Origin of the sequence: Sinorhizobium terangae (assembly GCF_029714365.1) — a bacterium.
GTDB lineage: Bacteria > Pseudomonadota > Alphaproteobacteria > Rhizobiales > Rhizobiaceae > Sinorhizobium > Sinorhizobium terangae.
This window is the reverse complement of the sequence record NZ_CP121660.1, coordinates 1275479-1290360: the sequence shown is the minus strand read 5'-3', so window position 1 is coordinate 1290360 and position 14882 is coordinate 1275479. Positions and strand designations below refer to the sequence as shown.

The following is a 14882-nucleotide window of genomic DNA, read 5'->3' as shown; positions in this document are numbered from 1 at the left end:
GCGGCCGCCGGCTCCGCCGGAAGAGGTCGAGCAGTGATCTTCGGAGGTTGTCGAGCGCTTCACCGGACACCTCTACCGGCTCCGCGCCATCCGGCTGGATGTGACGCGAAGTTTTGACGCCCGCCGCTTCCGTATTGAGGAGGCAGCGTCCATGACTTGGAATGAAAGTCACACTTCAACGACGGCGCAAGGAGCCGTATCGACGCCGGAATTGGCGCGTCCTGCTGGCAATCCCCGCAGCACGCTGCAGATCGCCGGCCATCCGATCCACCCGATGCTCATTCCGTTTCCGGTCGTCTTCGTGGTGACGACGCTGTTCTGCGATCTCGCCTTCTGGCAGACGGGCTCGTCATCATGGTCAGCCGCGGCGCTGTGGCTCCTCGGCGGCGCGCTGGTCTTCGGCGCATTGGCAGCGGTCGCCGGTCTGACGGATTTCCTGGGCGAGCCTCTCATCCGGAGACTGACGGATGCCTGGTATCACTTCATCGGCAACGCGGTAGCAATCGTCGTGACGGCGGTGAACTTCTATCTGCGCTATTCAAATGGCGACCAGGCCGTGATACCGGAAGGACTGCTGCTTTCGCTCATCGTCGTCGGAATTTTCCTGTTCACCGGCTGGAAAGGCTGGGAGCTGGTCTATCGCCACCGAGTCGGCGTCTCCGACGAGCTTTAGCTCAGCCGCAGGGACGCACATCTGAAGCTGCAGAGCCCCGGCAGGGCCGGGCTGAGATTCTGTTCATCAAAACACTTTAGACGCAAACTTGCTAGCGTCGAGCGCGATTCTCTGATCGACTGCAGCGGTCATCAGTGAAAACCGTCGAAGCTCAGGTGCCGAACGAATGCCGCAGCCACGCTCCGTCTATAATTTCAACAGGATCATCGCCCGTACTCCTTCGCGCTCGGTCGTCAACGGCTTGCGCGCCGAAGATCGCGGTAACCCGACCTATGAGGGGGTCAAGGCCGAGCATGACGCCTATCTTCAGGCGATGCAGAAAGCCGGCGTTGAGGTTGCCGTCCTTCCGGCGCTCGAAGCCTTTCCGGACGCGATCTTCGTCGAGGACCCGGCACTCGTCTTCACCGAAGGGGCGATCCTGCTCAGGCCGGGCGCGGCGACACGCGTGAAGGAAGTCGAGGAAATCGCGCCGACGCTGCGCGATGCGTTCGAGACGGTTCTTGAACTACCGGGCACGGGCTATGCCGATGGCGGCGACGTGCTGACGACAGGTGAAAGCGTAATGATTGGTCTCTCGGCCCGCACAGACAAGGCAGGCGCCGAAGCGCTTCAGAGCTGTCTCGACAGGCTCGGCCGCAAGAGTGAGATCGTCGCGACGCCCGAGGGCGTTCTCCACTTCAAGACGGATTGCTCGCTGCTCGACGACGAAACCGTGCTTTCCACCAACCGCCTGGCGCGGTCGGGCGTCTTCGGGAAATTCAAGCAGGTGATCATTCCGGAGGGCGAGGAGGCGGCCGCCAATGCGCTCCGGGTCAATGACGTCGTCATGGTCGGCGCCGACTTCCCGCGCACGATCGAGATGCTCGACAGGGCTGGCTTCAAGGTCGTGCCGCTGAAGACCACGGAAATCGGCAAGATCGATGCCGGGCTCTCCTGCATGTCGCTGCGTTGGTTCAGCTGCGGAAAAGGTGGGTGAATAGGTGCCGCATGGCAACGGACGATACCAGATCGTCGCGGGCGCCCTGGCCTGCTCTGCTTAATTGTTTGGGTGCGGCCAATCTGCTATTATTTTAGGCGTGGCTAATGCGGCTCGGGACAGCCGCCGGCCGATACAATGACAACGATGAATGCGATCCGGGAGAATGGCCATGAAAAGGCTTCTAACGGCCGCTGCTCTGTTGGCAGCAAGCAGCTTGGTTGCAATGCAAGGCGTAGCCGCCGACGCAGCCGTCGACGACGCTGCGCTGATCAAAAGCGCCGAATCCGCTGCGCCCGCTGCGGTAGCAAGGGGCGCTGCCATCCACGTTATGGACGAGAAGGGCAGTATGCGCACGTTGAGGGAGGGCACGAACGGCTTCTGGTGCATGCCGGACAATCCGGTCACGCCAGGCCCGGACCCGATGTGCGGCGATGCCAATGCCATGGAATGGGCGACGGCATGGATGCAGAAAAAGGAGCCGCCAAAAGGGAAGGTAGGCTTCATGTATATGCTGGCCGGCGGCACCGACGGAAGCAATACCGATCCTTACGCGACAAAACCTGAAGAGGGTAACAACTGGGTGGAAACCGGCCCGCATGTCATGATCGTCAACGCGACGGACATGATGCAGGGCTATCCGACGGACCCTAAGCCCGACACCTCCCGGCCGTATGTGATGTGGGCAGGCACTCCTTACGCCCACCTTATGGTACCGGTGAAATAGCGAGAGTGGAAAAGCTCTGGGCGCGAACGGTTGTTCGCGCAAATTGCGGCAACGACAGCTGAGATGCTTTTGTTCGCGAAGGCACTCGTTTTGGTTTGTGCTGCGCGCGCCCCACGCCTCTATCCGTACGAACGTGATCGTCGCGGGGCCGGTCACGACCGACTGGATCAGGGTGCGGCAACGTTTCGACAGTAGTTAGGCACGCCCGGACCGAGCCGAAATCACGGGACAAGCCGATGCGTGGTCCGTTTAATTGCGAACCTTGAGGGGCACCATGAACGCAGTCATGCGCAGAGCCACGTATGGAAGAATTCCTACTGTTCGCGGCGGTCGGCCGCGATACGTGATTGGCACGGTCAATGCGGCCGAGTTCCTGATTGCACTTCGGTGTGGCTGAGCTTCCTCGCCACCATGTAACCGGCCACTGGGAGCAAACCGGCGAAATCGGCGATTACCTGACATCTGTTGGCGGGCTGATCGTCGGAGGTGTTCCGGCGGCGCCGCCGGCGGGATGGGTGATCAAGACATTGCAGGAGAAGACACTCCTGCGGCTTGTCGGATCCCTGATCACGCTTTTGGCCGGCTACCAGACGCTCGAACTGACAGACGTGCTCTGAGGGACTCGGTAAGGACAATCCTGGCATTACTTCGCAGGAGTAAGTTCCCCGAACACCGTCGGGATCAGTTCCGACACGGTCGGGTGGATGTGCACGGCGCGGGTGATCGTCGTATAGGGCTTCTTCGCATACATGACGTCGAGGATGCTCTGAATCGCTTCGTCTCCGCCGGTGCCGAGGATCGATGCGCCGAGGATTTCCTGCGTGTCCGCGTCGACGATCACCTTCATGAAGCCCTGCGTCTCGCCCTTCTCGACGGCACGCCCCACCCTCGTCATCGGCCGTGTGCCGATCAGCAGCTTGCGGCCGCTGTTGCGGGCTTCGCTCTCGGTCATGCCCGCGCGCCCGAGCGGTGGGTCGATGTAGAGCGCGTAAGTCGGGATACGGTCGGTCACCCGGCGCGGATCGTTGTCGAGGAGATTGGCGGCGACGATCTCGAAATCGTTGTAGGCGGTGTGGGTGAAGGCGCCGCGGCCGTTGCAGTCGCCCATCGCGAAGATATGTGGAACGCTGGATCGCAGGAAATCGTCGACCTCGATATTGCCCCGCGGGTCGGTCTTCACGCCAGCCTTGTCGAGCCCGAGATCGTCCGTATTCGGCCGGCGGCCGGTGGCGAGCAGCACATGCGAGCCGATGACTTCCGGCGCTCCTGACGTGCAATCGACGCCGGCGGCGACGCCGTCTTTATGCTTGGCGAAGCGGATGCATTCGGCATTGAGGCGGACATGGATGCCTTCCTTTTCGAGAATGTCGCGGATCGTATCGGAGACGTCCGGATCTTCCCGCCCGATCAGGCGCGGCGCTTTCTCGATGACGGTCACCTCGGAACCGAAACGCCGGAACATCTGAGCAAATTCGAGCCCGATATAGCTGCCGCCGATGATGACGAGGTGCTCCGGGAGTTCGCTGAGGTCCATCATCGAGGTGTTGGTGAGATAGGGAACCTCGTCGACGCCAGGAAAATCAGGGACCGCTGCACGGCCGCCGGTGTTGAGAAAAATCTGGTCGCCGGAAATCAGCTCATCACCGACGCGGATGTCGGTCGGGCTTTCGAAGCGTGCATGGCCTTCGATGACTGTGCAGTTGTCCATGCCCTTGAGCCAGCTTTCCACGCCCGAACGAGCATCGAGCCGAACCTTCTCCTTGCGTGCCATGACGCGGGCGAAGTCGACGGAGATCGCGCCGGTCATCATGCCGTATTCGGCGCCGCGACGCGCGGTGTGGATCGCATAGGCGCTGGCCACCATCGCCTTGGTCGGCATGCAGCCGGTGTTGACGCAGGTGCCGCCGAAAAGCTTGCGCTCGATGAGCGCAACGGTCTTGCCGGCAGCCGTCAGCCGCCCGGCAAGCGATGGTCCGGCCTGGCCGGCGCCGATGATGATTGCGTCGAAGTGCTTGCTCATGACACGGAGGACACCACCCGGAAGGTTAGCAGAATTGCGATCAGAGCTTGGAGAAGGGCAATTGGCAGCCAGCCCGCATCGGCCGCGATGCAGACGGCGGCGGGCGCGGTCATGGCACAAAGCCCCGCCACCACACCAATCAAAAGCGCGAAAATCTTGACGGACATGGTTTCCCCCGAAACAATTCCATGCGCTGAGGGGAGAGTGGCTGAGAACGGTATCGATTGCAATGTCCAATAGGAGAGTGCGTCTGCCGGAGAATTCAACCGTAGGCGCGGACACGCAACCCGCTCTATTTTTCGCCGAACCCTGACATATATGGAATGGCTTACGCCGACCCAGCGGAGAATCCGTGATCAAACTGCGAGACCAGAACGAGGGAGACAATCATGCGCCTGATCAAGACTGTTATCGGTACTGCCCTTGCCATCGCGCTCACCGCCGCTGCGGCTGAGGCCGATGTCGTCGTTTCCTCGAAAATCGATACGGAAGGGGGCGTGCTCGGCAATATCATTCTCGCCGTCCTCAATGCCAACGGTATCAAGACCACGGACCGTGTTCAGCTTGGCGCGACACCAGTGGTGCGCAAGGCGATTACCGCCGGGGAGATCGACATTTATCCCGAATATACCGGCAATGCAGCGTTCTTCTTCGAGAAGGCGGACGATCCGGCCTGGAAAGATGCTGCCAAGGCCTATGAGCAGGCAAAGAAGCTCGACTATGACGCCAACAAGATCGTTTGGCTGACCCCGTCGCCCGCCAACAACACCTGGGCGATCGCGCTCCGCAAGGAGGTCGTAGAGGCCAACAAGCTCAAGACGCTCTCCGACTTCGGCAAATATGTCTCGGGCGGCGGCGAGGTCAAGCTTGCGGCCTCGTCCGAATTCGTCAACTCGGCCGCGGCGCTTCCGGCGTTCCAGACAACATATTCCTTCAAGCTTAAGCCCGACCAACTGATCACGCTGTCAGGCGGCGATACATCGGCGACGATTGCCGCGGCTGCAAATCAGACGAACGGCGCCAACGCCGCGATGGTCTACGGCACCGATGGCGGCATTGCGCCTTCCGGCCTCGTCGTGCTCGAAGACGACAAGAGCGTCCAGCCGATCTATCAGCCGGCACCGATCATCCGCGAAGCGGTGCTCAAGGAAAACCCGCAGATCGAGGAATTGCTGAAACCGGTCTTCGAAAAGCTCGACCTCGTGACGCTGCAGGAGCTTAATGGGCGCGTCCAGGTTGGCGGCGAGCCGGCCAAGGCCGTTGCCGAGGACTTCTTGAAGAAGAACGGCTTTCTGAAATGATGTGACGAAGGGAGGGCGCACGTCCAGACGGGCGCCTCCTGCAGCCCACGCGTCCAGTCAGATGCGCAAAGGACGCTGTAGCAAATCGAACTGCCGCATGATTTTGTCCTTAATCGATTCCGATTTAAGGAATCATGCAGCAGTCCATCCGACCGGACGGGCGACTCCTGAAACGCCACGGGTGATGGCATGATCCAAGGAAAGGAACGCTTGCCCTTCCGCGTCGACAAGCTCGGCGTCGTCATTGCTGCGCTCGCTGGCTACGGCGCGCTCCTTGCGCCGTTTGCAACCTTCCGGGCCAACCGGATCGTCCAGGGTGAGGCGAAGGCAATTCTGGAGGCCTTGCCGCCATCGCTCGGATACACGCTTCTTGGCCTCATCGCGTTGGCTGCGGCGGTTGCCCTCTTCAAGACGCCGAACCTGGTACGAATGGCTGCGGCTTTTGCCGCTCTCGTCGCGCTTGGCATTCTGATCGGAATGGCCGCCAATCATCTGACGCCGCCGGAAAACACCTATGCCCGCGTTTCGCCGGCCTCGGGCTTCTGGGTGATGGTTTTCGCCTTCTCACTTCTGGTTGCCGATGCGCTGACACGCCTGAATCCCGGGCCCGTCATCCGCCTCCTCTTTCTTGTTTCGGTTCTTGCGGCCGCCGGTGCTATGCTGATAGCCGGCGGCTGGGACGGACTCTCCATCCTGAAGGAATATGCAAGCCGCGTCGACACCTTCTGGAAGGAGGCGGGGCGGCACGTAACGCTCGCGCTCGGATCGCTCGCGGCGGCGACCGTCATCGGCTTGCCGCTAGGCGTGCTTTGCCATCGGGTGGAGGTGTTGCGCGCCAGCGTGCTGAACGTTCTCAACGCCATCCAGACAATTCCGTCGATCGCGCTTTTCGGCATCCTGATCGCTCCGCTCGGCTGGATCGCGACACATGTGCCGGGTGCCGCGGCCATCGGCATTCGCGGCATCGGCGTCGCGCCCGCTTTTGTCGCGTTGTTTCTCTATTCCTTGCTGCCCGTCGTCGCCAATACGGTGGTCGGGCTCGCCGGCGTCCCGCGCGACGCCAACGACGCTGCTCGCGGCATCGGTATGACCGACTGGCAGCGACTTGCCGGCATCGAGTTTCCGCTCGCCTTTCCGGTGATCCTCACCGGCATCCGCATCGTGCTCGTCCAGAACATCGGACTCGCAACCATCGCCGCCCTTATCGGCGGCGGCGGTTTCGGCGTCTTCGTCTTCCAGGGCATAGGCCAGACGGCGATGGACCTCGTGCTGCTCGGCGCTGTGCCGACCGTCGTCCTGGCCTTTGCGGCGGCGATCGTGCTCGACGCCTTGATCGAAATGACCGTAACGGACCGTAACCAGGGCAATACCGCATGATCGAAATCGAACAGGTTACCAAGCGCTATGGCAACACGACCGTTGTCGACGACGTGTCGCTGACCGTCGAACCGCATACGATCACCGTGATCGTCGGCACCTCCGGCTCGGGCAAGACGACGCTGATCAGAATGGTCAACCGGCTGGTCGAGCCGACTTCGGGCACGATCAGGATCGATGGCCAGGATAACCGCGCCCTGCCGGATTTCGAGCTTCGCCGCAGGATCGGCTACGCCATCCAGGGCCACGGGCTGTTTCCACACCGCACGGTCGCCCAGAACATCGCCACGGTCCCGACGCTCCTCGGCTGGGACAGGAAGCGCATCGACGCGAAGGTCGAGGAACTGCTGACGCTGTTCCAGCTCGATTCTGCGGCCTTTGGCCCGCGCTATCCGCATGAGCTTTCCGGAGGCCAGCAGCAGCGGGTCGGCGTTGCGCGCGCGCTCGCCGCCGAGCCGAACGTGCTTCTGATGGACGAACCCTTCGGCGCCCTCGATCCGATCATCCGCTCCAAGGCGCAGGACGACCTCGTCGCGATCCAGAGACACTTCGGCACGACCATCATCCTCGTCACCCATGACATGGAAGAGGCGTTTCACCTCGCCGACAGGATCGCCGTGATGGACAAGGGCGAGGTCGTGCAATACGCGACACCGGCCGAGATGCTGGTCAAACCCGCGACACCTTTCGTGGAAACGCTGATCGGCACCAGCGAGCGGCCATTCCGGCTGCTGGCGATCGACACGGCCGCGGATGCGGTCGAGCCCGGCTCGGCCGAAGGCGCGCCGATACCGGCGACGCTCAGCCAGCGCGAGGCGCTCTCCGAGCTCCTGTGGTCCGGGCGATCTGCGCTGCCGGTTGCCGCGCCGGACGGCGCCATCCTCGGCAAGGTCAGCCTCGAAGGCTTGGCAAAACGGGCGGCGAGGCCACGGTGATGGCGTGGCTACCCAAGCTCGCCCGGATTGCTGTCCTGCTGCTGTTGCTCGCCTTCCTGCTGCAGCCCTCCTGGTTCGAACCCTTGCTGCGGCCACTGGTTCAGCAAAATGCGCCGGCGATCTACAACCAGGGCAGCCTGTTCTGGCTGACCGTGCTGCATCTCAGGACAGTTTTTGTCGCAACGGCTGGCGCGGCTGCCGTTGCCGTGGCTCTGGCGATCCTCGTGACGCGGAAGGCAGGGGCGGAGTTTCTTCCGCTCTCGCGCAGCCTCGTGAACATCGGCCAGACCTTTCCGCCGGTCGCTGTCCTGGCGCTGGCGGTGCCGATTTTCGGCTTTGGCGAGAAACCGACGCTGATCGCCCTCTTCCTCTATGGCCTGCTGCCGATCTTCGAGAATGCGCTGACGGGCTTGACGACGCTGCCGCCCGCCGTGATGGAGGCTGCACGCGGCGCGGGTATGACGGAGCGCCAGCGGCTTTTCAACATTGAGCTTCCCCTGGCGCTGCCGGTGATCCTGACGGGGATCCGATTGTCCGTCGTGATCAGTCTTGCGACCGCAACGATCGGGTCGACCGTTGCGGCCAAGACGCTCGGGGAAGTCATCATCGCCGGTCTGCAGTCGAACAACCTCGCCTTCGTGCTTCAAGGCGGCCTCATCGTCGCCGCGCTGGCCGTGCTCATCCATGATGGGCTTCAGGCATTCGAGAGATTCCTTTCCGGCCGGGTGCGCGCCTAGACCATCCGGACGACTTGCCACTGCTCGCAGAAGTCGTAACAGCAGCAGTTTGGCGCGATTGTGAAAATGAATTTCACATTTCGCCGGAATGGCCGATTTTTTGTTGACGCCCTGAAAAATCTATCTCAGTCTACGAAAATAAATTACGCCAAAAGGCAAGGGAACAGCGCGAGCATGAAAGTCGGTATAATCGGACTCGGATTCCGTCTTGGCTATCTGGGCTACGTTTTCAAGGCGATCGACGAAAGCTTCGAGATCGCCGGCTATGTCGACCCGGCGCCCGCCGGCCTCGCAACCCTCGTCGAAAAAGGCATTCCCGCCGGCAAGGCCTATGGATCGCCTGAGGAACTGATCGCCAGCGAGAAGCTCGATCTGCTGATGATCGGCTCGCCCAACCACATGCATCTCGATCATATCCGCATCGGCCTAGAGGCTGGTCTCAAGATCTTCTGTGAGAAGCCGATCGTCAGTACGATCGAACAGAGCCTTGAGCTTGCCGGGCTTTTGGCGAAGCACGGTCACGACCGCCTGATGGTCGGCCTCGTGCTGCGCTACGCGCCGCTGTATCGCGACCTTCGCGCCGCCCAGGCCGCGGGAACGCTCGGCCAGGTCGTTTCGATCGAGGCCTCGGAACATATCGAACCCTATCATGGCGCATTTTTCATGCGTGACTGGCGCCGCTATGGACGCTACGCCGGCAGCTTCATGCTCGAAAAATGCTGCCATGACCTCGATCTCTATAACGGTGTCGTCGGCGCCCGGCCCGAACGGGTCGCAAGCTTCGGCGGCCGCAAGAGCTTCATTCCTGCCAACGATCCCGCCCGCGAAGGCATCAACGATCTGCAGCTCTTCCACCGCAAGCCAAGCGGGTGGCTCGGATCGGACAGGGTCTTCGACAGCGATGGCGACATCATCGACTATCAGGTTGCGATCATCGAATACGCCAACGGCGTTGCGATGAATTTCCACACCAACCTGAACGTGCCGGACCAGTTCCGCCGCTTCTGCGTGATGGGATCGCGCGGCATGGCCGAAGGCGACTTCATCCGCGGCTATCTCGATGTCCATGAAGTGCTCTCCGGCAAGAAGGTGGTCGAGAAGCGCTATGCCGCGACGGAGCTTTCGCAGCATTACGGCGCCGACGAGCAGATGGCGGCCGAGATCATCGCCCACGTCCGAGACGAGGGGCCGCTGCCGGTCTCACCGCTCGATGCGCTGGAGGCCGGCATCTTGGCGCTTTCCATGGACGAGGCGCGGATGAAGAGGGCGGTCGTCGATTTGAGACCGCTCTGGGACCGCTTCGACGAAGCCCTGCACGCCCGTGCGGCCTGAGAGGGTGAGGAGCATGAGCGTTCGGCGCAGCACCGTCATCTTCGCCTGGATCCTGCTTCTTCCCGCCTTGCTCTATGTCTCGGTCATCGTTGCCTATCCGCTCGTCGACACGTTCATCCTGTCGTTTACAGATGCTTCGCTGAAGAAGACGACCAAGTGGGTGGGCACGGTCAACTACGACAAGATCTTCAACAGGACTTTCGCGGAAGTGATCGTCCGGACATTCGTTTGGACCTTCTTTTCCGTCTCGATCAAGATGATCATCGGCACCTTCGGCGCCGTCATGCTGAACGCCGCCGTACCTGGGCGTGCGCTCTTTCGCGTCCTGACCATGCCGCCGTGGATCGTGCCGATGGCAATCGGCATCTTCATGTGGGGCTGGATGTACAACGGCCAGTTCGGGATGATTTCCGGCGTGCTGCAGAACATGGGCCTTGTCGACGGCCCGATCGCCTTCCTCGCGCACGGTTCAACGGCATTCTGGGCAACGATCATCACCGACGTCTGGATCGGCGTGCCGCTGGTGACGCTCTATCTCCTGGCCTCGATCCAGGCGATCCCGCAGGATCTTTACGAGGCGGCATGGACGGACGGGGCCGGCCGCTTCTACCGCTTTCGCCGCATCACGCTCCCGCTGCTTGTTCCGGCGATGATCACCATGTCGATGCTGTCGCTGATCGCCACCTTCAACTCGTTCGACATCATCTGGATTCTGACTCAGGGCGGCCCGAACGGTGACACGACGACGATGATCATCGACACGTATCGAACGGCCATCGGCTCGAAGAAATACGGCGAAGGTGCAGCGCGCGCCGTGGTGATCTGCATCTTTCTGTCGATTTTCTGCCTGCTCTACTTCCGCGTCACCCACCGCCTTGCCTCGGGAGAAAGCCGATGAGCCAGCCGGCCTTGATCAATCGCTACCGCTGGTACGAGCTCGTCGGAATCTATGCGGGGATCTTCGTCTTCCTGAGCTTTATTCTCGCACCATTTGTCGAAGGCTTCCTGGTGTCGCTGAAGCCGCTCAGCCTGCTCTTTTCATCGCCCTACCGCTTTTGGCCGGAGAATGGGTCCTTTGCTGCCTACAGGACCATGTGGGTGAGCGTGCCAGGCTTCGCCCGCTATATCTTCAACTCATTCTTCGTTTCCATCATCGTCACCGCGGTCGTGCTGGCACTGGTGGTGCCGGCTGCCTATGCATTTGCGCGCTTCAGGTTCCGCGGTAGCGGGCCGCTGCTTGCGGCCTTCCTCGCGGTCAACATGTTTTCCGGCGCAGTGCTGTTGATCCCGCTCTTCCGACTGATGCGCAGCTTCGGCGTGCTCAACACCTATTTCGCCATGATCGTGCCGGGCGTCGCCTTCCTCATTCCCTCGGCGATCTGGCTCTTGCGCACCTACATGATGCGTATCCCCCGGGAACTGGACGAGGCTGCCTTCGTCGACGGCGCCAGTCACTTCTACACGCTTCGCCGGGTGATCCTGCCGATCGCCATGCCGGGCATCACCGTCGTCGCGATCACCACCTTCATCGGCTCCTACGCCCAGCAGTTCATCTTCGCGCTGACCTTCAATTCCAAGACCGAGTACATGCCGTTGCCCGTGGGTCTCTTCGCCTATTTCGGCCGGCAGGAAGTGGTCTGGAACGAACTGATGGCCGCTAGCTTCGTCGGCATTGCGCCGGCCGTCGTCGTCATTTTCTTCCTGCAACGCTATCTCGTCAGCGGCCTGACCGCCGGCGCGGTGAAACAATAAGCAACCACCAAAGAAGGGGAGTTCCATCGTGACCATTGCTTACAAGACTGCTTTTCTAACGCTTGCCTTGCTCGGTTCGACCGCGCTCGGGAGCGTTGCCGCGCAGGCCGCCGACCAGGAGATCAGCTGGATCTACTGCGGCGACAAGATCGATCCGATCCACGAGAAATACATCAAGGAATGGGAAGGCAAGAACGCCGGCTGGAAGGTGGTACCGGAAGTCGTCGGCTGGGCCCAGTGCCAGGACAAGGCGACGACACTTGCTGCGGCCGGTACGCCGGTCGGCATGGCCTATGTGGGGTCCCGCACACTCAAGGAGTTCGCCGAGAACGATATGATCGTTCCGGTCCCCATGACCGAGGAAGAGAAGAAGAGCTACTATCCGAACATCGTCGACACGGTGACCTTCGAGGATAACCAGTGGGGCGTGCCGATCGCATTCTCGACCAAGGCGCTCTATTGGAACAAGGACCTCTTCAAGCAGGCGGGCCTCGACCCGGAAACGCCGCCGAAGACCTGGGCCGAAGAGATCGCCTTTGCCAAGCAGATCAAGGAAAAGACCGGCATTGCGGGCTATGGTCTGCCGGCCAAGACCTTCGACAACACGATGCACCAGTTCATGCACTGGGTTTACACCAACAACGGCAAGGTCATCGACGGCGACAAGATTGTGGTGGACAGCCCGGAAGTGCTGGCTGCGCTGCAGGCTTACAAGGACATCACGCCCTATTCGGTCGAAGGAGCGACCGCTTACGAGCAGAACGAAATCCGTGCCATCTTCCTTGACGGCAAGGCTGGCATGATCCAGTCGGGCTCCGGCGCGGCTGCGCTGCTCAAGGACACGAAGATCAACTGGGGCATCGCGCCGCTGCCGCTCGGCCCTTCGGCCAAGGGTGAAGGGACGCTCCTGATCACGGACAGCCTGGCGATCTTCAAGGGTACCGGCGTCGAGGAAAAGGCGATCGAGTTCGCGAAGTTCATCACCTCGCCGGGACCGCAGGGCGAGTACGAGTTGCAGGGCGGCGCAGGGCTGACGCCGCTGCGCCCGTCCCCGAAGGTCGACGAATTCGTCAAGGCCGACCCATCCTGGAAGCCGTTGATCGACGGCATTGGCTATGGCGGTCCAGAGCCGCTCTTCACGGATTACAAGGGCTTTCAGAACGCAATGATCGACATGGTGCAGTCGGTCGTCACGGGCAAGGCGGAGCCGGCCGATGCTTTGAAGAAGGCTGCCGGCGAACTCGAACAGTACAAGTAAGCCCGATGAGGACCGCGAACTGACGGGTTCGCGGTCCTTCCCTCGCTTTCACGAAAGAGCCGCTTCTCGCCGGTGGCCGGAGACAGATTCTTGGGACAGCTCAATCTTAAAAAGGTTCAGAAATTCTACGGAACCTACGAAGTGCTGAAGGGTGTCGAACTCGAAGTCAGGAACGGCGAGTTCGTGGTCTTCGTCGGCCCATCGGGCTGCGGCAAGTCCACGCTGCTCAGAATGATCGCTGGCCTTGACGAGACGACTGCGGGCGACATCGTCATCGACGGCAAGCGTGTCAACGACTTGCCGCCGGTCAAGCGCGGTATCGCCATGGTCTTCCAGTCCTATGCGCTCTATCCGCACATGACGGTGTTCGAGAACATCGCATTCCCGTTGCGCGTGGAGAAGATGCCCGAGGAGAAGCTCAAGGCCAAGGTGGAGCACGCGGCGCGCATCCTCCATCTCGATCAGCGGCTCCAGCAGAAGCCCGGCATGCTTTCCGGCGGCCAGCGCCAGCGTGTCGCGATCGGCCGGGCGATCGTGCGCGAGCCGAAGATCTTCCTCTTCGACGAGCCGCTGTCGAACCTGGACGCGGCCTTGCGCGCCGACATGCGCATCGAACTGGCGAAACTGCACCGGCAACTGAAGGCAACGATGATCTACGTCACGCACGACCAGGTCGAGGCGATGACGATGGCGGACCGGATCGTCGTGCTGAACGCCGGAGAGATCGCCCAGACGGGCGCGCCGCTCGAACTCTATCACAAACCGGCCAACACCTTCGTGGCCGGGTTCATCGGCAACCCGAAAATGAACTTCCTGCCGGTCACCTGCAAGAGCGTTAGCGACGCCGGCGTCGAGGTTGAATACAAGGGGCAGACGGCGATCATTCCGGTGACGCCGCGTAGCGGCATGGCCGGTGCGACTTTGACCCTTGGTGTGCGCCCCGAGCATATCCAGGTCGGTTCCGGCGACCTGACGTTGGCGGTCACGCCCTCCGTCATCGAGCGTCTCGGAGCCCATACGGTTGCCTATGCTTCGCTCGGAGGTGAGGGGGAGAATTATTGCGCGATGCTCCCGGGCACCGCTGCGATCCGGGCGGACGAAGAGGTCAGGACCGGCATCCGTGCCGCTGACTGCCACCTGTTCGACGAAAACGGCATCGCCTTCGAGCGTCGCGTCGAGATGACCGATATCGACATGGCGCTTTTCGATCCCGCAGCAGCCTGATCGGCTGGTTGCGCCACAGGAAATTTCCGCTTCCGCGACCGTTGTCGTAGAGTACCGCACGTCAATCTGGCTGGGTGAACTCGGATCGGGAGGCAGGCATGCCGGAAATAACCGTCAACGTGCGCTACATGGTGGATGACGTCGAGGCTTCCATCGAGTGGTACACGAAGCATCTGGGCTTTTCGCTTCTTTCCAACCACGCTCCGGCTTTCGCGGACGTCAAGCGCGGAGCGCTGCGGCTATTGCTCAGTGGCCCTTTGAGTTCCGCGGGCCGACCGATGCCCGACGGCGAGCGTCCCGCGCCCGGTGGCTGGAATCGTATCCACCTCATCGTCGGTGATCTGGCTGCCGAGGTCGCGCGACTGAAAGCCGCCGGCGCCAAGTTCCGCAACGACATCGTCACCGGACCAGGCGGATCACAGATCCTGCTGATCGACCCGTCCGGCAATTTCGTCGAGTTGTTTCAGCCCGCCGGTCGCTGACGGGCGCTGCAAAGCAAGTCGGACTGGAACGGTTTACGGAGCGCCGTAGCCGGACAGCGCTCCGCCGGATTTGAACTATCGGAATTCA

The 14882-nt window shown here is 61.6% G+C and carries 14 protein-coding genes and 2 pseudogenes; 14 read left to right on the top strand and 2 right to left on the bottom strand.

Going from position 1 to position 14882, the window contains the following annotated elements:
* The first annotated feature begins 151 nt into the window (after positions 1–151).
* The 4 genes and pseudogenes from QA637_RS24695 to QA637_RS24680 form a co-directional block, all read left to right on the top strand.
* Complete coding sequence (locus QA637_RS24695) at positions 152–673, top strand: DUF2231 domain-containing protein (RefSeq protein ID WP_153439574.1); 522 nt, start codon at positions 152–154, stop codon at positions 671–673.
* Between the two features lie 166 nt (positions 674–839).
* A complete protein-coding gene (locus tag QA637_RS24690; RefSeq protein WP_283065305.1) occupies positions 840–1649 on the top strand; it encodes a dimethylarginine dimethylaminohydrolase family protein in 810 nt (269 codons plus the stop codon).
* 172 nt (positions 1650–1821) lie between these two features.
* Positions 1822–2376, top strand: coding sequence for a hypothetical protein (locus QA637_RS24685; RefSeq protein ID WP_153439572.1), 555 nt, complete (start codon positions 1822–1824; stop codon positions 2374–2376).
* 325 nt (positions 2377–2701) lie between these two features.
* Positions 2702–2993: pseudogene (locus QA637_RS24680) on the top strand (sulfite exporter TauE/SafE family protein); the annotation flags it as partial.
* Between the two features lie 26 nt (positions 2994–3019).
* On the opposite strand, the gene QA637_RS24675 reads toward QA637_RS24680, so the two are convergent.
* Both QA637_RS24675 and QA637_RS24670 read right to left on the bottom strand, forming a co-directional pair.
* Positions 3020–4396, bottom strand: a complete 1377-nt coding sequence (locus QA637_RS24675; RefSeq protein WP_153439571.1) for an FAD-containing oxidoreductase — start codon at positions 4394–4396, stop codon at positions 3020–3022.
* A 56-nt stretch (positions 4397–4452) separates the two neighbouring features.
* A pseudogene (locus QA637_RS24670) lies at positions 4453–4563 on the bottom strand (DUF4126 domain-containing protein); the annotation flags it as partial.
* Positions 4564–4785: 222 nt separating this feature from the next.
* On the opposite strand from QA637_RS24670, the gene osmF reads away from it, so the two are divergent.
* The 10 genes from osmF to QA637_RS24620 all read left to right on the top strand — a co-directional run bounded on the left by osmF (position 4786) and on the right by QA637_RS24620 (position 14794).
* The gene (gene osmF / locus QA637_RS24665) at positions 4786–5697 is read left to right on the top strand and encodes a glycine betaine ABC transporter substrate-binding protein OsmF (RefSeq protein ID WP_153439570.1); all 912 of its coding nucleotides are present in this window, start codon (positions 4786–4788) and stop codon (positions 5695–5697) included.
* Between the two features lie 189 nt (positions 5698–5886).
* Positions 5887–7074 carry an ABC transporter permease gene (locus QA637_RS24660; protein ID WP_283065303.1) on the top strand — a complete coding sequence of 396 codons (1188 nt, stop codon included), beginning with the start codon at positions 5887–5889 and terminating at the stop codon, positions 7072–7074.
* The gene (locus QA637_RS24655; RefSeq protein WP_153439568.1) at positions 7071–8009 is read left to right on the top strand and encodes an ABC transporter ATP-binding protein; all 939 of its coding nucleotides are present in this window, start codon (positions 7071–7073) and stop codon (positions 8007–8009) included. Before QA637_RS24660 ends, QA637_RS24655 begins: the two co-directional genes overlap by 4 nt.
* Entirely contained in the window at positions 8009–8746 is a 738-nt protein-coding gene (locus tag QA637_RS24650; protein ID WP_153439567.1) for an ABC transporter permease, read from the top strand. The genes QA637_RS24655 and QA637_RS24650 overlap by 1 nt, the downstream gene beginning before the upstream one ends.
* A 174-nt stretch (positions 8747–8920) precedes the next feature.
* Positions 8921–10078, top strand: coding sequence for a Gfo/Idh/MocA family protein (locus QA637_RS24645; RefSeq protein WP_283065300.1), 1158 nt, complete (start codon positions 8921–8923; stop codon positions 10076–10078).
* A 13-nt stretch (positions 10079–10091) separates the two neighbouring features.
* A complete protein-coding gene (locus QA637_RS24640) occupies positions 10092–10976 on the top strand; it encodes a carbohydrate ABC transporter permease (RefSeq protein ID WP_283065298.1) in 885 nt (294 codons plus the stop codon).
* Positions 10973–11830, top strand: a complete 858-nt coding sequence (locus QA637_RS24635) for a carbohydrate ABC transporter permease (protein ID WP_153439564.1) — start codon at positions 10973–10975, stop codon at positions 11828–11830. Before QA637_RS24640 ends, QA637_RS24635 begins: the two co-directional genes overlap by 4 nt.
* A 28-nt stretch (positions 11831–11858) precedes the next feature.
* Positions 11859–13088 carry an extracellular solute-binding protein gene (locus QA637_RS24630; protein ID WP_283065296.1) on the top strand — a complete coding sequence of 410 codons (1230 nt, stop codon included), beginning with the start codon at positions 11859–11861 and terminating at the stop codon, positions 13086–13088.
* Between the two features lie 90 nt (positions 13089–13178).
* Positions 13179–14312 carry an ABC transporter ATP-binding protein gene (locus QA637_RS24625; protein WP_283065295.1) on the top strand — a complete coding sequence of 378 codons (1134 nt, stop codon included), beginning with the start codon at positions 13179–13181 and terminating at the stop codon, positions 14310–14312.
* 98 nt (positions 14313–14410) lie between these two features.
* Entirely contained in the window at positions 14411–14794 is a 384-nt protein-coding gene (locus QA637_RS24620) for a VOC family protein (protein ID WP_283065294.1), read from the top strand.
* Positions 14795–14882 lie beyond the last annotated feature (88 nt).

Bases quoted from the DNA above. Each gene is read 5' to 3' on its own strand.
- QA637_RS24645 (WP_283065300.1), top strand. From the start codon at position 8,921: ATGAAAGTCGGTATAATCGGACTCGGATTCCGTCTTGGCTATCTGGGC.
- QA637_RS24690 (WP_283065305.1), top strand. From the start codon at position 840: ATGCCGCAGCCACGCTCCGTCTATAATTTCAACAGGATCATCGCCCGT.
- QA637_RS24655 (WP_153439568.1), top strand. From the start codon at position 7,071: ATGATCGAAATCGAACAGGTTACCAAGCGCTATGGCAACACGACCGTT.
- QA637_RS24695 (WP_153439574.1), top strand. From the start codon at position 152: ATGACTTGGAATGAAAGTCACACTTCAACGACGGCGCAAGGAGCCGTA.
- QA637_RS24650 (WP_153439567.1), top strand. From the start codon at position 8,009: ATGGCGTGGCTACCCAAGCTCGCCCGGATTGCTGTCCTGCTGCTGTTG.
- QA637_RS24640 (WP_283065298.1), top strand. From the start codon at position 10,092: ATGAGCGTTCGGCGCAGCACCGTCATCTTCGCCTGGATCCTGCTTCTT.
- QA637_RS24660 (WP_283065303.1), top strand. From the start codon at position 5,887: ATGATCCAAGGAAAGGAACGCTTGCCCTTCCGCGTCGACAAGCTCGGC.
- QA637_RS24620 (WP_283065294.1), top strand. From the start codon at position 14,411: ATGCCGGAAATAACCGTCAACGTGCGCTACATGGTGGATGACGTCGAG.
- QA637_RS24635 (WP_153439564.1), top strand. From the start codon at position 10,973: ATGAGCCAGCCGGCCTTGATCAATCGCTACCGCTGGTACGAGCTCGTC.
- osmF (WP_153439570.1), top strand. From the start codon at position 4,786: ATGCGCCTGATCAAGACTGTTATCGGTACTGCCCTTGCCATCGCGCTC.
- QA637_RS24685 (WP_153439572.1), top strand. From the start codon at position 1,822: ATGAAAAGGCTTCTAACGGCCGCTGCTCTGTTGGCAGCAAGCAGCTTG.
- QA637_RS24675 (WP_153439571.1), bottom strand. From the start codon at position 4,396: ATGAGCAAGCACTTCGACGCAATCATCATCGGCGCCGGCCAGGCCGGA.